At 51.3% G+C, this 14,711-nt stretch carries 16 protein-coding genes, 2 pseudogenes and 1 riboswitch; of the genes and pseudogenes, 10 read left to right on the top strand and 8 right to left on the bottom strand.

Annotated elements, in window-relative coordinates:
- Positions 1-133, top strand: a pseudogene (locus tag FCL42_RS19760) (IS110 family transposase); the annotation flags it as partial.
- A 34-nt stretch (positions 134-167) separates the two neighbouring features.
- Here the strand turns inward: FCL42_RS19760 and FCL42_RS19765 are convergent.
- From FCL42_RS19765 to FCL42_RS19785, 4 genes and pseudogenes are all read right to left on the bottom strand, one after another.
- Positions 168-674, bottom strand: coding sequence for a hypothetical protein (locus FCL42_RS19765; RefSeq protein WP_136865159.1), 507 nt, complete (start codon positions 672-674; stop codon positions 168-170).
- A 521-nt stretch (positions 675-1,195) separates the two neighbouring features.
- Positions 1,196-1,483, bottom strand: a pseudogene (locus FCL42_RS19770) (zinc ribbon domain-containing protein); the annotation flags it as partial.
- Positions 1,484-1,656: 173 nt separating this feature from the next.
- Entirely contained in the window at positions 1,657-1,995 is a 339-nt protein-coding gene (locus tag FCL42_RS19775; RefSeq protein ID WP_136865160.1) for a hypothetical protein, read from the bottom strand.
- A gap of 135 nt (positions 1,996-2,130) precedes the next feature.
- The gene (locus tag FCL42_RS19785; protein ID WP_045390242.1) at positions 2,131-2,928 is read right to left on the bottom strand and encodes a hypothetical protein; all 798 of its coding nucleotides are present in this window, start codon (positions 2,926-2,928) and stop codon (positions 2,131-2,133) included.
- Positions 2,929-3,698: 770 nt separating this feature from the next.
- A riboswitch (cobalamin riboswitch) is annotated at positions 3,699-3,895 on the top strand.
- Positions 3,896-4,001: 106 nt separating this feature from the next.
- On the opposite strand from FCL42_RS19785, the gene FCL42_RS19790 reads away from it, so the two are divergent.
- Genes FCL42_RS19790 through FCL42_RS19815 form a run of 6 tightly spaced genes read left to right on the top strand, consistent with a single transcriptional unit; the run spans position 4,002 to position 9,039 of the window.
- Positions 4,002-4,982, top strand: coding sequence for a sirohydrochlorin cobaltochelatase (locus tag FCL42_RS19790; protein ID WP_136865161.1), 981 nt, complete (start codon positions 4,002-4,004; stop codon positions 4,980-4,982).
- Positions 4,982-5,887 (top strand): ABC transporter ATP-binding protein, encoded by a 906-nt coding sequence (locus FCL42_RS19795; RefSeq protein WP_136865162.1) that lies wholly within the window; start codon positions 4,982-4,984, stop codon positions 5,885-5,887. Before FCL42_RS19790 ends, FCL42_RS19795 begins: the two co-directional genes overlap by 1 nt.
- The gene (locus FCL42_RS19800) at positions 5,880-6,629 is read left to right on the top strand and encodes an ABC transporter permease (RefSeq protein WP_205729307.1); all 750 of its coding nucleotides are present in this window, start codon (positions 5,880-5,882) and stop codon (positions 6,627-6,629) included. The genes FCL42_RS19795 and FCL42_RS19800 overlap by 8 nt, the downstream gene beginning before the upstream one ends.
- Positions 6,626-7,576, top strand: a complete 951-nt coding sequence (locus FCL42_RS19805; protein ID WP_136865163.1) for a FecCD family ABC transporter permease — start codon at positions 6,626-6,628, stop codon at positions 7,574-7,576. The genes FCL42_RS19800 and FCL42_RS19805 overlap by 4 nt, the downstream gene beginning before the upstream one ends.
- Positions 7,569-8,315, top strand: coding sequence for an ABC transporter ATP-binding protein (locus FCL42_RS19810; RefSeq protein WP_136865164.1), 747 nt, complete (start codon positions 7,569-7,571; stop codon positions 8,313-8,315). Before FCL42_RS19805 ends, FCL42_RS19810 begins: the two co-directional genes overlap by 8 nt.
- A complete protein-coding gene (locus FCL42_RS19815; protein WP_169308468.1) occupies positions 8,260-9,039 on the top strand; it encodes an ABC transporter substrate-binding protein in 780 nt (259 codons plus the stop codon). The genes FCL42_RS19810 and FCL42_RS19815 overlap by 56 nt, the downstream gene beginning before the upstream one ends.
- Here FCL42_RS19815 and FCL42_RS19820 read toward each other — a convergent pair.
- On the bottom strand, positions 9,036-9,998 hold the full coding sequence (locus FCL42_RS19820) for a putative metalloprotease CJM1_0395 family protein (protein ID WP_136865166.1): 963 nt from the start codon (positions 9,996-9,998) through the stop codon (positions 9,036-9,038). The genes FCL42_RS19815 and FCL42_RS19820 overlap by 4 nt on opposite strands.
- A 212-nt stretch (positions 9,999-10,210) precedes the next feature.
- Here FCL42_RS19820 and FCL42_RS19825 point away from each other — a divergent pair, with 212 nt between their 5' ends.
- The 3 genes from FCL42_RS19825 (at position 10,211) to FCL42_RS19835 (ending at position 11,639) form a co-directional block, all read left to right on the top strand.
- A complete protein-coding gene (locus FCL42_RS19825) occupies positions 10,211-10,447 on the top strand; it encodes an RNA recognition motif domain-containing protein (protein ID WP_136865167.1) in 237 nt (78 codons plus the stop codon).
- 203 nt (positions 10,448-10,650) lie between these two features.
- Entirely contained in the window at positions 10,651-11,244 is a 594-nt protein-coding gene (locus FCL42_RS19830) for a histidine phosphatase family protein (RefSeq protein WP_169308469.1), read from the top strand.
- Between the two features lie 2 nt (positions 11,245-11,246).
- Positions 11,247-11,639, top strand: coding sequence for a hypothetical protein (locus tag FCL42_RS19835; RefSeq protein WP_136865169.1), 393 nt, complete (start codon positions 11,247-11,249; stop codon positions 11,637-11,639).
- A 79-nt stretch (positions 11,640-11,718) separates the two neighbouring features.
- Here the strand turns inward: FCL42_RS19835 and FCL42_RS19840 are convergent, their stop codons facing one another.
- From FCL42_RS19840 to FCL42_RS19850, 3 genes are all read right to left on the bottom strand, one after another.
- Positions 11,719-12,810 carry an alkene reductase gene (locus tag FCL42_RS19840; RefSeq protein ID WP_136865170.1) on the bottom strand — a complete coding sequence of 364 codons (1,092 nt, stop codon included), beginning with the start codon at positions 12,808-12,810 and terminating at the stop codon, positions 11,719-11,721.
- Positions 12,803-13,450, bottom strand: a complete 648-nt coding sequence (gene grxB, locus FCL42_RS19845; protein WP_136865171.1) for a glutaredoxin 2 — start codon at positions 13,448-13,450, stop codon at positions 12,803-12,805. Before grxB ends, FCL42_RS19840 begins: the two co-directional genes overlap by 8 nt.
- A 73-nt stretch (positions 13,451-13,523) precedes the next feature.
- On the bottom strand, positions 13,524-14,711 hold the full coding sequence (locus FCL42_RS19850) for an MFS transporter (RefSeq protein WP_136865172.1): 1,188 nt from the start codon (positions 14,709-14,711) through the stop codon (positions 13,524-13,526).

A 14,711-nucleotide genomic window follows, 5' to 3' on the forward strand; every position in this document is an offset into this window, starting at 1 on the left:
TTATCAACGATTACTCGAAGCAGGAAAACCCAAAAAAGTCGCCATCATTGCGTGCATACGAAAGATGGTCGTCATCCTGAACTCCATGCTCAGGGACGGCGTAGAATGGGACTCCAACAACAGCAAAATTTAGCTATTGACGCCATAGTCTCTTGTTAAGTTTCGACCTAGACCTCTTTAGTCATCGCCTTGATTAAAGCCTCAAACTCTCTTCTTGAATCACTCCACCACTGCTCCTTTCGTGACAGTTCGAGCAGAGGGACGTCAACATCATCACCAAAATACAAGCTAATAAGCTTCAAAGTTGACGAAAATTCGGCATTCAGCTCAGCTCTTACAGTGGAAATTCTAAGGAACTCTTCACGACTAACAGGCTTCTCGCATTCTGATTTATTATTACAAGACTCGTAGGTTTTAGCGATTACAGCCATTTCATTTAAATATCTTTGATGAGCTTGATATTTCAAGGATGAATTCGCCACTTTTGACACGCGCTCAATTAAATCAATCTTCTTTTCTAAAACCACTTTTTCTGCGTTATAAATCAGTGACTTGCTCCAAAGCTCCTCACTTTTTGCTGAAGATAGATATGAACCTCCAATTGCACCAAAGAAAGCTAACAATGCAGATAAAACCGGTATGATAAAATTTACCAAATTCTGTTTGTTTTCCACTGAACCTCCAAGAAACTTAACGCTCCACTTAGCGGGAACAGGCTGGCCGGCTAATCTTTGCGAGGTACGAGCGGAGCCGGCCTGTCTGGAATCCGTCTATAGTGCATTGTTAAGTGCTTTATCCTAATTATTTTTTTCGAGATTCGTCAATTTTGATCATCATGTATAGCACTAAAAATACAAAGGCGATTATCTCTAGCATTAACACAAAAGTACTGCCACCAGAAATAGTCCTTGCTATTTGACGACATTCTTCCGACGTGCAAAATCCACGAGAGAATGATTGTGCTGGAACACATAACCATATAGATAAAATAAATAGTAATCTTTTGAAATAGTGCACAGATTTTCGGTACCTCAGATATAACTTTGCATAGCAATAATTGCTGCTTCAGAAAATGCACTTAACGCTCCGTTCAGCGGGAAAAACTGATTGGCTAAAGTCCACGAGGAACGAGTGATAGCCAACCAGTTTTAAATCCGTCTGCAACGGCTTGTTATTGATCGCCTCAACCTATTTATTAAGCACTTTTAGTGAGGGGTGACTGGCAATGTTTGCAAATTTTCGCCTCAGACTTTACCAATTCCGCACAACTTGGACATTTAATCACTGACCCAGAAGACAAAGCCTCCTTTTCGACGACCGCAGTATTGGGCCCGATAACTATAGCGATAATAAGACCAATCAACGGCGACAATATCAATGAAATAATAAAGAAGAGGAAACCAGGCCTTCCTTTACCACTCGCATACCAGCCAACGAAACCCGCAAGAGCTAGCCAAATAACAATCATGAACATACCATTCTCCTTTTGATTATAACTACCTTGTAAAACTCACTAAACCTAAGCTAACGCGATCAATATGAAAGAGCAATAACGCGCCTGTTTAGCGGCGCAATTGGGCTTGCTAATATCTTGTGAGGCACGAACAACAGCAAGCCCTGTATTGCGTCCGGCTACAACGTCTTGTTATATGCCAATTAACTTGACGCGATTGACTTGAAAAAGATCATAAACCCGACGCCCGCAACCAACGAGCTTGCCATCGTGACACCTATGGGTATCAAGATCGCTTGCCACCATTTCAAGGTCAAAAACCGATTAACTATTAATACGAACAGACCAATGCTTATTAAAGGAACGGCGTTGTCAGCAAGCTCCAAAACTGCTGCCACAGTCGCGCCAATAAGCTGAGTAATCAACAAAGTCAGCGACAGAATGAATGAACGCTTTACTCGCTCATTCTCTACATGCAGCCATTTAAGCACTATGTAGAAAAACAGCGCATAGAGAGGAATTAACAACGGGAGATACAACATAATTCTTCCTTTGGCATATAACGCCCTGTTAAGGTGTGAGCAACGCAATACCAAAGCCGCCGCATACCACCTTAAACACTAAAACCAACGCATAGTAAAAATGCCACGCGTTGCGAATCACTCTTAAACAGTTTGTTAGCTTTTTAATTCAAAGGGGGCAACTGAAATTTCGGATCTTGTAACCGGAATTTCAAGTCCATATTTAACCAATAGATCCTGTATCAGGCTTTCAAACCAACATGGTGCAAAAGGAGACAACCGAATCTCTTCAATAAGTTGTTGAACCCCACCATTTAAGGGTACAACTTTACCTAACTTGTTGTTCACAAGCTCTTTGTTAAACTGTTTATAGTTATCATTGAACTCCTTTAATGGTGGCTCTTGATAAATAACCCTCAATTCTTTTTCATGAGAAAAAGCTAACCTTTTGGTTTTGAATGGAGCTAAAAAGTAGTTCGTCATTACATAATCTGAATCGTAGTTTTTATAAACCACCGGCTCTACGATACCCCCGTCAGGCAATGCACCAACAAGTTTATCAATGTTAGTTTTTATAACTAGAGACTCCGTTATATTTTTTGAATATAGCTTCCACATTGCTTCCGATTCATGCTCACTTAAATGCCAACAGTTAACATAAGTGTATGTCTTCAGCCAATTCAGTGTATTAAACGAAGACTCCCCTATGTTTATATGAGAGCCATCAGCAAACACTACCCACTGACCGTCAAATTTCACATAGCACGCTTCAACTTTTTTCTCTTGCAACTGAGTTTGTATTTTCTGCTCAAACGCTTCGTGTGTCGCTTTGTTAATAGTTCCCTCAAAAGGGTCATCAAAGATATCCGCTCTGGATAGAAACAAACTATCAGTCTGAATAAGCCCTATAAACTTGGCTAAATCTAAATATCGCCAGATTGATTTATTTTCCAAAAGTTACCTCATTGACATAAAAGCTAACAGCTTATTATGCGGAACAAATCCGCCTTTCAAAATCTTAAAAATCCGCTCTTCACGAATTTCCGCTTTTGGACATATCGGCTAACTGCCAGAAAACCCGCCATAAGTCGCTTTCGAATTTCCCTTGATTCCGCCTTTTACAGTAAAAGCGGCATCTATTTTGCGCAAAGGCGGATTCACCACAGACTGTATATTTATACAGGCATCAAAATTCCAATGCATGAAGGCTTTGAACGAACGGAAAGTAGGCTACAGAGCCTTCACCCGCCAAACACCCCAGCTTGGATGAACTTTTGATGCTCAACTCACAGGCATTCTGCACATTGATGCAAACAACCGCTAACCCACAAAAGCCCAATAAATAACGATTTCCAAAAATGAGCTTCAGATTTAGAGTACAGCTCCGCCCATCACTCTGGCTGTGGCTGGCGTCATTGGAAGTATCTAATTTATAAAGAATATTATCGAGTTAACGCCGATTTATAAGCAACATCAAATTGCACTCACCAGTGTGAGAGATCTCTCACGAAGTTCAGTCAACAAAGAAAAACTGTACTGGTATCGTCTCTTGATAAAAGTGCGATGGTCGCAGCCAGAGGCTGCTTGTCGTGTTCTGAGGTGAAAAACAGTTGCAAATCAAATCACTGGTAATTTGTTTTGAAAAATGACGAGCTGGCTCACAACCTTAACAATCTCAACCACATACTGTGACAAACCCCAGTGTTTGCCCTCCCAAATCCCTTTACCCTCGGCAAGTTGAATGTGCCCACGCGGCCGCTCAGATGAGCGAGGGAATCAGATGAGACGTCTGAACTGTACCCGCAACTGTATTCGACTGCCCCGTTAGGGAACCTATTCATGATTGGCCACTGGCGCGCGCTGGGAAGGCAATGAGTAGGGCGCCGAAAGTCAGGAGACCTGCATTCACTGTTGTGCTGACAGCCGGGCGGGCCTACCCGGCTTATGAGCGATGCCGCCCTTTTCGTCGTCAGCAAAGTTTTATCATGGATTGAGGCCGTCCACTGGGTGACACCCTAGGACACGTAATGAAAGCCACCGCGCTCTGTTTCACGTCGCTGTTGCTATTGGCTCCGGCCATGGCCACCGCCGACACCGCCCCCACTAAGCCGCAGCAGAAATCCGCCATCGTGCTGGCCGCTTTTGGCACCAGTTATGATTCAGCCTTAAATTCGCTGTTGCACATTCAACAAGATATTCAAGCAGCCTACCCCAATACGCCGATTCGCTTTGCGTTTACCTCCAACATCATTCGTAAAAAATGGCATCGCCGCCAGCATGATGAGGCCTACAAACAGGCGCACCCAGAAGTCCCCGAGTCTCTGTATCAAGTAAAAAACGTTCTTGGGGCACTGGCGGATCTGCAAAATGACGGGTACAAAAACATCGTGGTACAAACCACCCTGCTCACCCCAGGCGAGGAGTTTCACGATCTCGGCCAGTATGTGGATGCTCTCAATGGCATCGACACGCTGCGGGAAAAGTGGAAACCCTTTAACCACATCGCACTGGGTCGACCATTGATGGGCCAGTGGGGCGTGGATTTTCCATACCATCAGGATCTCAACGCTTTGGCAGGCGCTCTGGCCAAAGACGTTGAGCTGGCCAAAAGCGATGGCGCGGCGCTGGTATACATGGGCCACGGCAACGAGCACCTTTCCACTGGGCTATACTCTGAACTGCAAACCATCATGCAATCTCGCTACCCAAACCAGCAGACATACGTTGGCCTGGTCGAAGGCGCTCCCAACCTAGAGCAGCTCAAAGCTCAGCTAACCCAAGACGGCATCACCAAGGTGCACCTACGCCCTTTGATGGTGGTGGCGGGTGATCATGCCAGCAACGACATGGCGGGTGATGAGCCAGACTCTTGGAAATCTCAGCTGCAGCAGTTGGGTATCAAGGTAACGCCAATTCTGCAAGGCTTAGGCAATAACCCTTCGGTGCGCCAGCGTTACCTGACTCACCTTCAGGATGCGGCATCCAGCGCTGAGATCGTGCTGAACTGATGACTTCACTAGCTTTACCACAGCCAATTTCGGCCTCAAACCAAGAGAGTGCTACAACGCCGATTCTCAGTATCCACAAGCTGCACCGCAGCTTCGGCAGCAAGGTGGCGGTGAATCACCTGAGTTTCGCCCTTGAGCCCGGTCAGATCTGCGCGCTGCTTGGCCCCAACGGCGCTGGAAAAACCACCCTTATCAAGATGCTCACCGGTCTGCTGCAGCCCAACCACGGCCAAATAAGCTACCAAGGGCAAGCCTACCAACCCAACCAGCAGGAGCTAAAACGCCTTATCGGCGTGGTGCCCCAGCACAACAACATCGACCGTGAGCTGACTCCCATCGAGAATCTGAAGGTCCACGGTTTGCTGTACGGGATTCGCGGCAAGGCGCTCACCAAAGCCATCGAACACAGCATTGAATTTTCCGGCTTGGGCGAACATCGCCATCAACCGGCAGAGCGCCTCTCCGGCGGCATGAAACGGCGATTGGTGATTGCTCGAGCACTCATGCATCAACCAAAAATGCTGTTTTTGGATGAAGCCACCGTAGGTCTTGATCCCCATAGCCGCCGCCACATCTGGCAGTTTTTACGCCAGATCAATCAACAGGGCTGCACCATATTTCTCACCACCCACTATCTGGATGAAGCGGAGCAGTTGGCGGATCGAGTCATGCTGATTGAGCGCGGCAAACTCATCGCCGATGCCAGCCCCTCAGCCCTAAAGCAGCAATTGGGCAGTTACGTGGTTGAGACCCAGTCTCCAGCCTATTCGCAAAATTTCTTCCCCAGCCGAGCGCATGCGGTTGAGAGCATCGGCCAATTGCAAAATGCAGCGACGATACGCGAAACCAATCTGGAGGATGTGTTTTTGAATCTCACAGGAAGAAGGCTTAAGCCCCTTGATTAGTCACAATTTTAACGGCATTTCCGGCATCTACTACCGCGAGTTGACCGTGCTACGAAAAAAGCTACTGCGCGTCGTTGCCGCCGCAGCGGTACCGCCCTTTCTCTACTTGATGGCTTTTGGCTTTGGCGTGGGCCAAAACACCGAGGTCAATGGCGCCTCCTATCTGCAGTTTTTGATTCCAGGGCTGATTGCCATGGCCAGCATGAATCAAAGCTACAACATCGCCACTGAGATCAACATCAGCCGCTTCTACCTCAAGATCTTTGAGGAGTTCTTACTGGCCCCCAATGGCCGCTGGCAGATCATGGCGGCGGAAGTGCTCTACGGCATCACCCGAGGTCTTATTCCCGTTGCCATCATTTTGCTCTACAGCTTGGGCTGCCAAGTGGAACTGCACCTAACGCTCTGGACCATACTGGCACTGCTACTGCACCTGTGTGTGTTTGCGCTTATCGGCTTCATTGTGGCCCTCAAGATGAAGCACCACCGCGATCAGGCGTCCATGAACGCCTTTGTGATCACGCCGATGATGTTTCTCTCCGGCACCTTTTTCCCTGTGGATCAGATGCCGCTGGTCATTCAGTGGTTGGCCGCGCTGTCCCCCTTGACCTACAGCGCCGAACTGCTTCGAGATGGCCTATCGAACCAGCCGCTGGAACTTGGCTCCATTTGGGCGCTATTGGGGCTCATCACGGTACTGGCAACCTATGGCATCCACAGCCTGAAGAGGATGGAGCCATGAGGCCGATGGCGCTGTTGATTTTAGCGCTGCTGATCGCGGCAGGCTTACTCTGTGGCCCCCAGTGGCTCAACCCACTGCAGTTAACGGCATTTCAGCAGCAACTGATTGTCGATCTGCGCCTGCCTAGAGTGCTGTTTGCGGCGCTCATTGGCGCTATGTTGGGGCTGTCTGGCAGCATCTATCAGCTCACCTTGAAAAACCCTTTGGCAGACTCATTTACCACCGGCGCCGCCTCTTCATCGGCCCTAGGGGCGGTGGTGGCCATCGCTGTGGGTGTTAATGGCTATTGGGTGTCCCTTTGTGCCTTTGTGGCCGGTCTCTTTGGTTTGCTGAGCGTGTACCACATGGCGCAGGATCGCGGCCAGATAAACCCAGTCACAATGATCCTTGCTGGAGTGGTAATGAACATCGTCGCCTCGGCGGTGATCAGCTTTACCAAATACTTCTATGAAGACTCCCTAACCGCCATCGTTTACTGGTTGATGGGCGGCATCTTTATGGTGAGTTGGGATCGATTGGCGGTATGCGCGTTGGTGCTGAGCTTGAGTGCATTCTATTTCCACCGCCGCTCCACCGCGCTTAACCTGCTGGCACTGGATGAAGCCTCCGCCCAAAGCCTAGGAGTAAACGTACATCGCCTGCGCACCTTGGCGTTTGTGCTGTCAACCCTGCTGGTTTCCATCGCCGTCAGCTTCGCTGGCATCATTGGCTTTGTGGGCCTGATTGTGCCCCACGTGGCTCGCAGCCTGTTTGGCAGTGACATGAAACACAACCTGTTTTACTCCACGGTAATGGGCGCCGGTTTACTGGTAATCGCCGACGGTGCCTCTCGAAGCATCATTCCTGGTGGCGCCGAACTGCCCGTGGGCATTCTCACCGCGTTGGTTGGTGGCAGTTTCTTTTTCTACCTTTTGAAAACCCGTCGCCGGAGTCTGTGGAATGGCTAGAATCGACATCCGTGATCTGCGCTTTAGCCGAGATCAATTCCAGCTTTCCCTGCCGCAATTGCGAATCCATCAGGGAGAGAAAGTAGCACTCATGGGCGAAAATGGCTGCGGCAAAAGCACCTTAATCGCCCTAATGACTGGGCTGCTGCAGCCGGCCACAGGCCAAATCCAATACGATGGCCAGCCTCTGGAGGCCCTAGATTATGGCGAGCGAGCCCGATGTTTCAGCCTGCTACCGCAATTCTCTACATTGGCGTTTCCCTTTACCGTGCTGGAAGTGGTGCAGATGGGCCGCTTCGCCAAACTTCAAAGCAGTGATTACCAACAGGCGGACCTCGACGCCAGCCGTCAGTTGCTGACGCTGATGGACATCGCCCACCTAGAGCACAAAGCGTTCAGTGAGCTTTCCGGTGGCGAGCAGCGCCGAGTTATGCTGGCTCGGGTACTCAATCAGCAAACCCCCATCGTGTATCTGGATGAACCCAACGCCAGTTTGGACGTGCGCCACACTCTAGACACCTTTGCACACCTGTATGAGCTGCCAGCAACGGTGATCACCTCAGTGCATGACATCAACATGGCCCTGCGCTATTTCGACCGCTTCCTGTTCTTTAAAAACGGACAACTGCTCGCCGACCGTCAGCGCAGCGAACTGACTCCCCAACTGCTTAATGAGGTATACGATGTATCCGTGGTTTCTTCTGGTGATGGCTTTAGCTTTCACCGCTCCTGCCGCTAGCTTTGAACGCGTCGTGCTGCTGGCACCGGCGGCTGGCGATATCATGCTGAAACTGGGGTTGGAGCACAAAGTAGTAGGGGTAACTCGCTCCAACTACGACTTTCCCAATGCGGTGAAGGTGGGCAGCCACGTAAAACCCAATATTGAATTGATTCACAGCTTACAGCCGGATCTCATCATCATCGGCAATGCCCGATTTTTCGGCGCGGAGCTGCAGCGGCTGTTTGACGCCAGCATCTACAGCTACCAACCGAAGACCTTGATGCAAATTCAGCAGGCCATCACCGATCTTGGCGCTCAGTTTCAGGTAGTCGAACATGCGCGGTTACTGAACCAACAACTCACGACGGTGCTTAACAAAATAACGCCGGTGAAAAAGACGCCCAACGTGGTGTACGAAATCACTGAGCTGCCTCTAACCATCGCCGGCAGCAACCATATCGTGGCAGACATCATCTCAATCGCTGGAGGCAGATTGCTGGCACCAGAGCAGCGCAGCCTGATTCGCTACAATGTGGAGTCCATCGTCACCAAACAGCCGGATCTCTACCTGTACCAACAGGGACCAATGAACGCCTCGCCAAGCGAGCCAAACTCTCGCCCTCAATATCAAAGCCTAACCATGGAAACATTGAAGGTGGATCAGCTGCAATACACCCGCGCCAACAGCCAATCGTTTTATCTGGCGCTAGAACTCAACCGTTATATTCAACACCGGTTTTAAAGGCGGTCATCCACCACGGTGCCGGAAGGGAAGGCTTGTGACCATGCGCCGCCACTGACGAAACGCTGCTGCAAGCGGTTGGTTTGTTGCTGCTGCAGTGCATCTTCATTGGACGCCTCAACCAAGGTGCTGGATGCGGCCGTTTGCGAATCAGAGCGTGCGCCGCCCTCGGTATTAGGGCGAGCGACCTGTTCACTGGCACCATTGGTTTGAGCCGATGTTGAGGTATCCCCAGACGCTGGCTGCTGAGCTTGAGCATCTTTGGTTTCGGCGTCCTGAGTTTCGGCTTCTTGGGCTTCTTGAGCTTCTTGAGCCTGCTTATCCGCAGCCAACATCATCTCGGTGGTGGCCTGTTGCAAGATGGTGCGCGCCTGAGCCGCCGCTTTGCGATCAGCGCTTGAGGGCTCAATGGGGGCATTGGCAGCCCGAATCACGATCTCCATCTTCTCAATGGTGGCTTCCGGGTCGCCAGGTACTGCGCCGGTATCGATACTGACGCTGCCATCGGTCGCATACATGCGCCCATCTGGGCCTCGGGTGTATTCGTACTGAGGACTGTCGGCATGAACCCCGCCCACGGCAGCATGGGCTTGCTCATGGGTTTTAACTTCCCGATCTCGAGTTTGCAGTTGCTGAATCTGCTGCTGCTCAAGCAGTTCGAGTTGCTGCTGTTTCTGACGAGCTTCGGCAGAATCCCCATTCGCACTGGTACCGCTTCCCTCAGTTTCCCCTTTCTGATTAGCACCGTTTTGCTCGGCCTTTGCGTCAGCAGATTGAGGTGAGTCGGAAGACTTCGATGGATTGGCATCAAAGGCTGACGGCTGCGTATCGCGAGGGGCGGTCACGGCATCGGCACTGACCACCTCCGCCTGAGGCGCAGATTGCACCGCAGCAGACGCATTCACTGGCGTTGCCTGAGTCGGCGCACTCCACGTGGTGGCCGCAGCGATGTTGATCATGGATGTCTCCGTGACAAACTGAATAAAGGAATGGCTGCAGTTTACCCCAATATTCGACGAATATCAGTCGTCTTGATGATAAATCAAACGCCTAACCTCTCCTTAGCAAGCAACTGGCGAAAGTTACTCCACTGAAACTGACGGCACCTTGGTTTCCCCCAGCGCTTCTGGGATAATGGCCGACTTTCCCTCCTTATGAAGAATGGCCCGCCATGAAATTGCTAGTTCGCAACTTATCCCGCTCCATGACCGAAGAGCAGCTGATCGAATTGTTTGAAAAATTTGGTGCCGTTGAGCACTGCAACATCGTCATGGATGAAGACACCGGCGAATCCAAGGGATTTGGTTTTATCGAGATGCCAAGCTACGACAAAGCTCGCAAAGCGATGTTTAAACTGGATGGCAAGCTGATTGAAGGCAAGCTGATCAAAATTCGTCAGCAAAACTAAGCCCTCTGCCATGCCGACGCAGCGATGAAAGGCATGGCAGAACCTTCAATTGCTTTCGTTACAACAAACAATTTACTACCTGATATGTATCGGTATTTCGAAAAAGCCTCTTAAGATAACCGCCACACTGAGAGATATCACACTGTTCACATTGGCCGCTTATGGCAGACTCCTCGGTTCGCAATAAAAACGAGAACCAAAAGATGCAACTGACACTGTGCCGCCACGGCCAAACTGAGTGGAACCTAAAAGGGATCATTCAAGGTCATCAGGACAGCCCGCTGACTCCCCTTGGTCAGCAGCAAGCGAGCGCCCTCTCCTCCAAGTTAATTCCAACTCGATTTGACCGAGTCATCAGCAGCGACCTGAAACGCTGCCTCGACACCGCCAAAGGGGCGCTGGGCAACGACCAAGCGCTATTGGAAACCTCCGCTCTGCTTCGCGAGCGAAACTTTGGCGTAATTCAGGGGCTTAGCCTCAACGAGCACCCGAAATGGAACTCGGCCTTTAACCAACGTTTTTCCCAAAACCGCATCGATATCGAAGGCAGTGAAAGTGCCAGTGACGTGGCCGATCGCATCTGTACCTTGCTGCAGGCGCTGTATCAACAAGGCGCCCGAGATGTGCTGCTGTTCAGCCACGGGGAGTGGATTCGCACCTTAATGAATCTCCACTATGGACATGCTCCTTGGTCCAACGCCTCAACGCTGCCAGGCAACGGCGAGATGATTACCCTAAGGCAGATCAACCCAGAGATTCTTTGGGGCGCATTGAATCGAGCGGAAAACCAGAGCTAGGCGTGTTCGGTTTACACAACCAAGCAGAGATAGAGCGCATTTTGGCTCAAGCGGCAACAGAGAGCCTGCCCTACGACAGCGCCGTAAATCTTGCTCAGCAGCACCAGTTATCCTTCGCCGAATTTGCCGATGGTATTGCACTGGCGATTGCCATCGGCTATCGCCAGCATCGATACCCATTTGAATTCGCCGATGGGGTGGCCAATTGGCTGTTTGGGTTTATGACCAGCGAGGTGTTTTTATCTGCAAACCAAAACACCCTGCCGGAACTGGCGGCTGAGGTTTACGATGCCTTCGACTGTGGTGAATACCTTCGAGAGCAAGACGGTGACGAGATAGACCCTGCCGAAAAGTACACCCGTCCCAGAATCGAAGCGATTCTCGCCGCCCGCTGATTGGCCCAAAGTTACCGCCTCGCTTGCGAAAAAAGCCACATCCGTCGATGTGGCTTTCTCATCTTTTGCAGCGTCACCTTCACGGCGCGGTTGGGTAGTCGATGTAGCCGCGCTCATCCCCGCCAAATAGCGTGGCGCCATCCAGGGGCGCTAAAGGTTGCGTTTGCTTCAAACGATTCACCAGATCCGGGTTAGCCACAAAGGGTCGACCAAACGCAATCAGATCTGCATAGCCTTTTGCCAACACCTGTTCCGCTCGGGCGCGGTCGTAACCTCCAGCAACGATGATGGTTCCACCAAAGCGGCGTCGAAGTGCAATTCGAAACGACTCTGGGATCTGCGGCGCGTCCTCCCAATCGGCTTCAGAAAGATGCAGATAAGCGATGTTCCGTCGCTGCAACTGCTCGGCTGCCTGCAGGATCGTCGGCACAATATCGGGACAATCCATGTCCTTAAAGGTGATAAAGGGAGCCAGTCTCACCCCAACTCGATGGGCGCCAACGGCTTCAATGACCGCGTCCACCACCTCCAGCAGGAATCGAACTCGGTTATCTCGGCTGCCTCCGTAACGATCGCTGCGATGATTGGAGTTGGTCCGTAAAAATTGATCGATGAGATAGCCGTTACCGCCGTGGATCTCCACACCATCAAAACCCGCCTCAATCGCTCGTTTGGCGGCATTGGCAAAATCTTGTATCACTTGCTGAATCTGTTGATGGCTCATGGCCTTTGGCTGGACACAGTCCACCATCTGTCCCCTGCCCTCTTGGTCAGCCACCCACACCTGAGTGCCCACCGGTTTTAACGCGGAGGGCGCCATTGGCGGCTCCCCATTTTGAAAGCTTGGGTGCGAAACCCGTCCCACGTGCCAGAGCTGACAAAACATGGCCGCGCCCTGCGCTTTGACGTGTTGGGTCACGAGCCGCCACCCGTCAACCTGCTTGTCGGTATACACCCCAGGGGTGTAAGAGTAGCCTTGTGCGTCATCGGAGATCTGAGTGGCCTCAGAGATGATAAGCCCTGCACTGGCTCGTTGCTTGTAATAGATCGCCATCAATCGGTTGGGAACGTTGCCCGGTTGGCTGGTTCGAGCTCGAGTCATTGGCGCCATCACCACCCGGTTTTTAAGGGATAACCGCTTTAATTGAGCCGGTTCAAACAAATTAGTCATGGAAGCTTTCCTCCGTCAGCAGGGCTATGTGGGTTTCGGTGCTAATGGCATCAAGCCACTGCTTAACCTCTTTATCCCACTGCACTTCTGGCGCGCTGGCAAACCCTCGTAGGATGGAAAACAGCACCCCTTCATTCACCAGACTCAGCTTCTGAAAGCCACTTATATGTAACAGCGCTTTTGCCTCGGCAATCAAGGCCTGAACCTCGTCGGCAATCTGAGCGGTATCTCGAACTAAGCGTTCAAAGTTGAGCTGTTCGGTCTCCTTTTTTAGCCGCCACGCCAACTGAGAGGCTTGAGTTTGAAACTCAGGCAACCCCATTTGAGCCCAGCGCGGATACCCCAGCTTCTGCAGCGGCAAGAAGGCTTTCTGCTGCCAATCCAATATCTGCTGCGATGGCTGCGGTGATTGTTGGCAATTGGCCACCCTGAGCAGGTAATCAATGATCATTTCGCTTTCAGCTAACGCCTCACCGTTATCCTTAATCAGCAGAGGAACCTGCTTGATGCCGATGATTTCTGTGGTGGTTTGCTCGTCATCATAAGCGATGGGCACCAGTTGCAGAGAAACATTCAACATGGCGGCCACATAACGGACGCGGGCGCAAAATGGGCAATGTTCATAGAGGTAGAGTTTCATGGGTTATCCTTTGGAGTTATGGAAGTTGGCAGAGCCCAGCGGGGCCCCAACCGTCATAGAGATGGGTGGAAAATTAGTGACTCTGACACGGCGTCAATAAGGCAATTTTGCGCTCCGCTCGATTTGCCTTACCAATGAGTACCAGTCCGATTAATGGCACGGCAATGGCCGCAAACGGAATGGCCCCTGCGCCCCAGTGGCTATCAAGCACCGCGCCACCGAGAAAGCCACCAAAGGCATTGGCCAGGTTAAAGGCCGAAATGTTAGCCGTGGCTGCCAGCTCCTGCCCCTCACCGCCATGCTTCATTACCCGAAGCTGCATGGCCGGCACATTGGCAAACGAGGCAATGCCGAAGATAAAGGCGGCAATCACAAACCCCAGTTGGTTGTCCATCACGAGGCCCACCAGCAGCAGCGAGGCGATCATCGCCACCGCCCAAAACATCGAGGCACGGGCTAAGTTGCGATCCGACGAGCGTCCACCCAAGGTGTTGCCCACAATCAAACCGATGCCAACCATGACCAATATCCAGGTCACTGCCGTATCGGCAAAGCCACTGACGTGGATGGCTACCGGCGCCAGATAACCGTACAGCGTCATAAAGCCAGACCAAGCGAACACGGTGATGCCAAGGCTTATGAGCAACATTGGGTTCTTAAACGCCGCCAACTGACGGCCAATGGCTTTGGCCTCGCCATGCCCCTTAGCCGTGATGGCACCAAGGATGAACAGCAGCGCCACCACACCAAAGGCGGCAACGGTCAGGAAGGTGGCGTGCCAGCCAAACTGCAACCCAATCCAGGTGCCACCGGGTACCCCCAGTACATTGGCTAAGGTCAAGCCAGCAAACATCTGCCCCACGGCTCGGCCTGCCATCTTTTCCGACACTAAATTGGTGGCCACCACCGCCCCGATGCCATAAAACGGGCCTTGAACCAAGCCAGCAACCACTCGACTCACCATCAACACCTCATAGTTAGGCGCGAAGGCTGAGAGCAGATTACCGACGATAAACAGCACCATCAGCCCAGCCAGTACCGCCTTTTTGTTGAAGCGAGCCAGATAGATGGTCAGTAGTGGGCCGCCGAACACGATGGCTAAGGCATAAGCGCTGATAAGGTAACCGGCTTGGCCTTCAGTTATCGCCAGCGCAGCTGCGACCTGGGGCAGAAGGCCTGCAATCACAAATTCGGCGGTGCCAATGGCAAATGCAGCAAGCGTAAGGATCCACACCTGAAGCGGCATTTTGTCTTTATTCAT

The organism is Ferrimonas aestuarii (assembly GCF_005116665.1).
Taxonomy (GTDB): domain Bacteria; phylum Pseudomonadota; class Gammaproteobacteria; order Enterobacterales; family Shewanellaceae; genus Ferrimonas; species Ferrimonas aestuarii.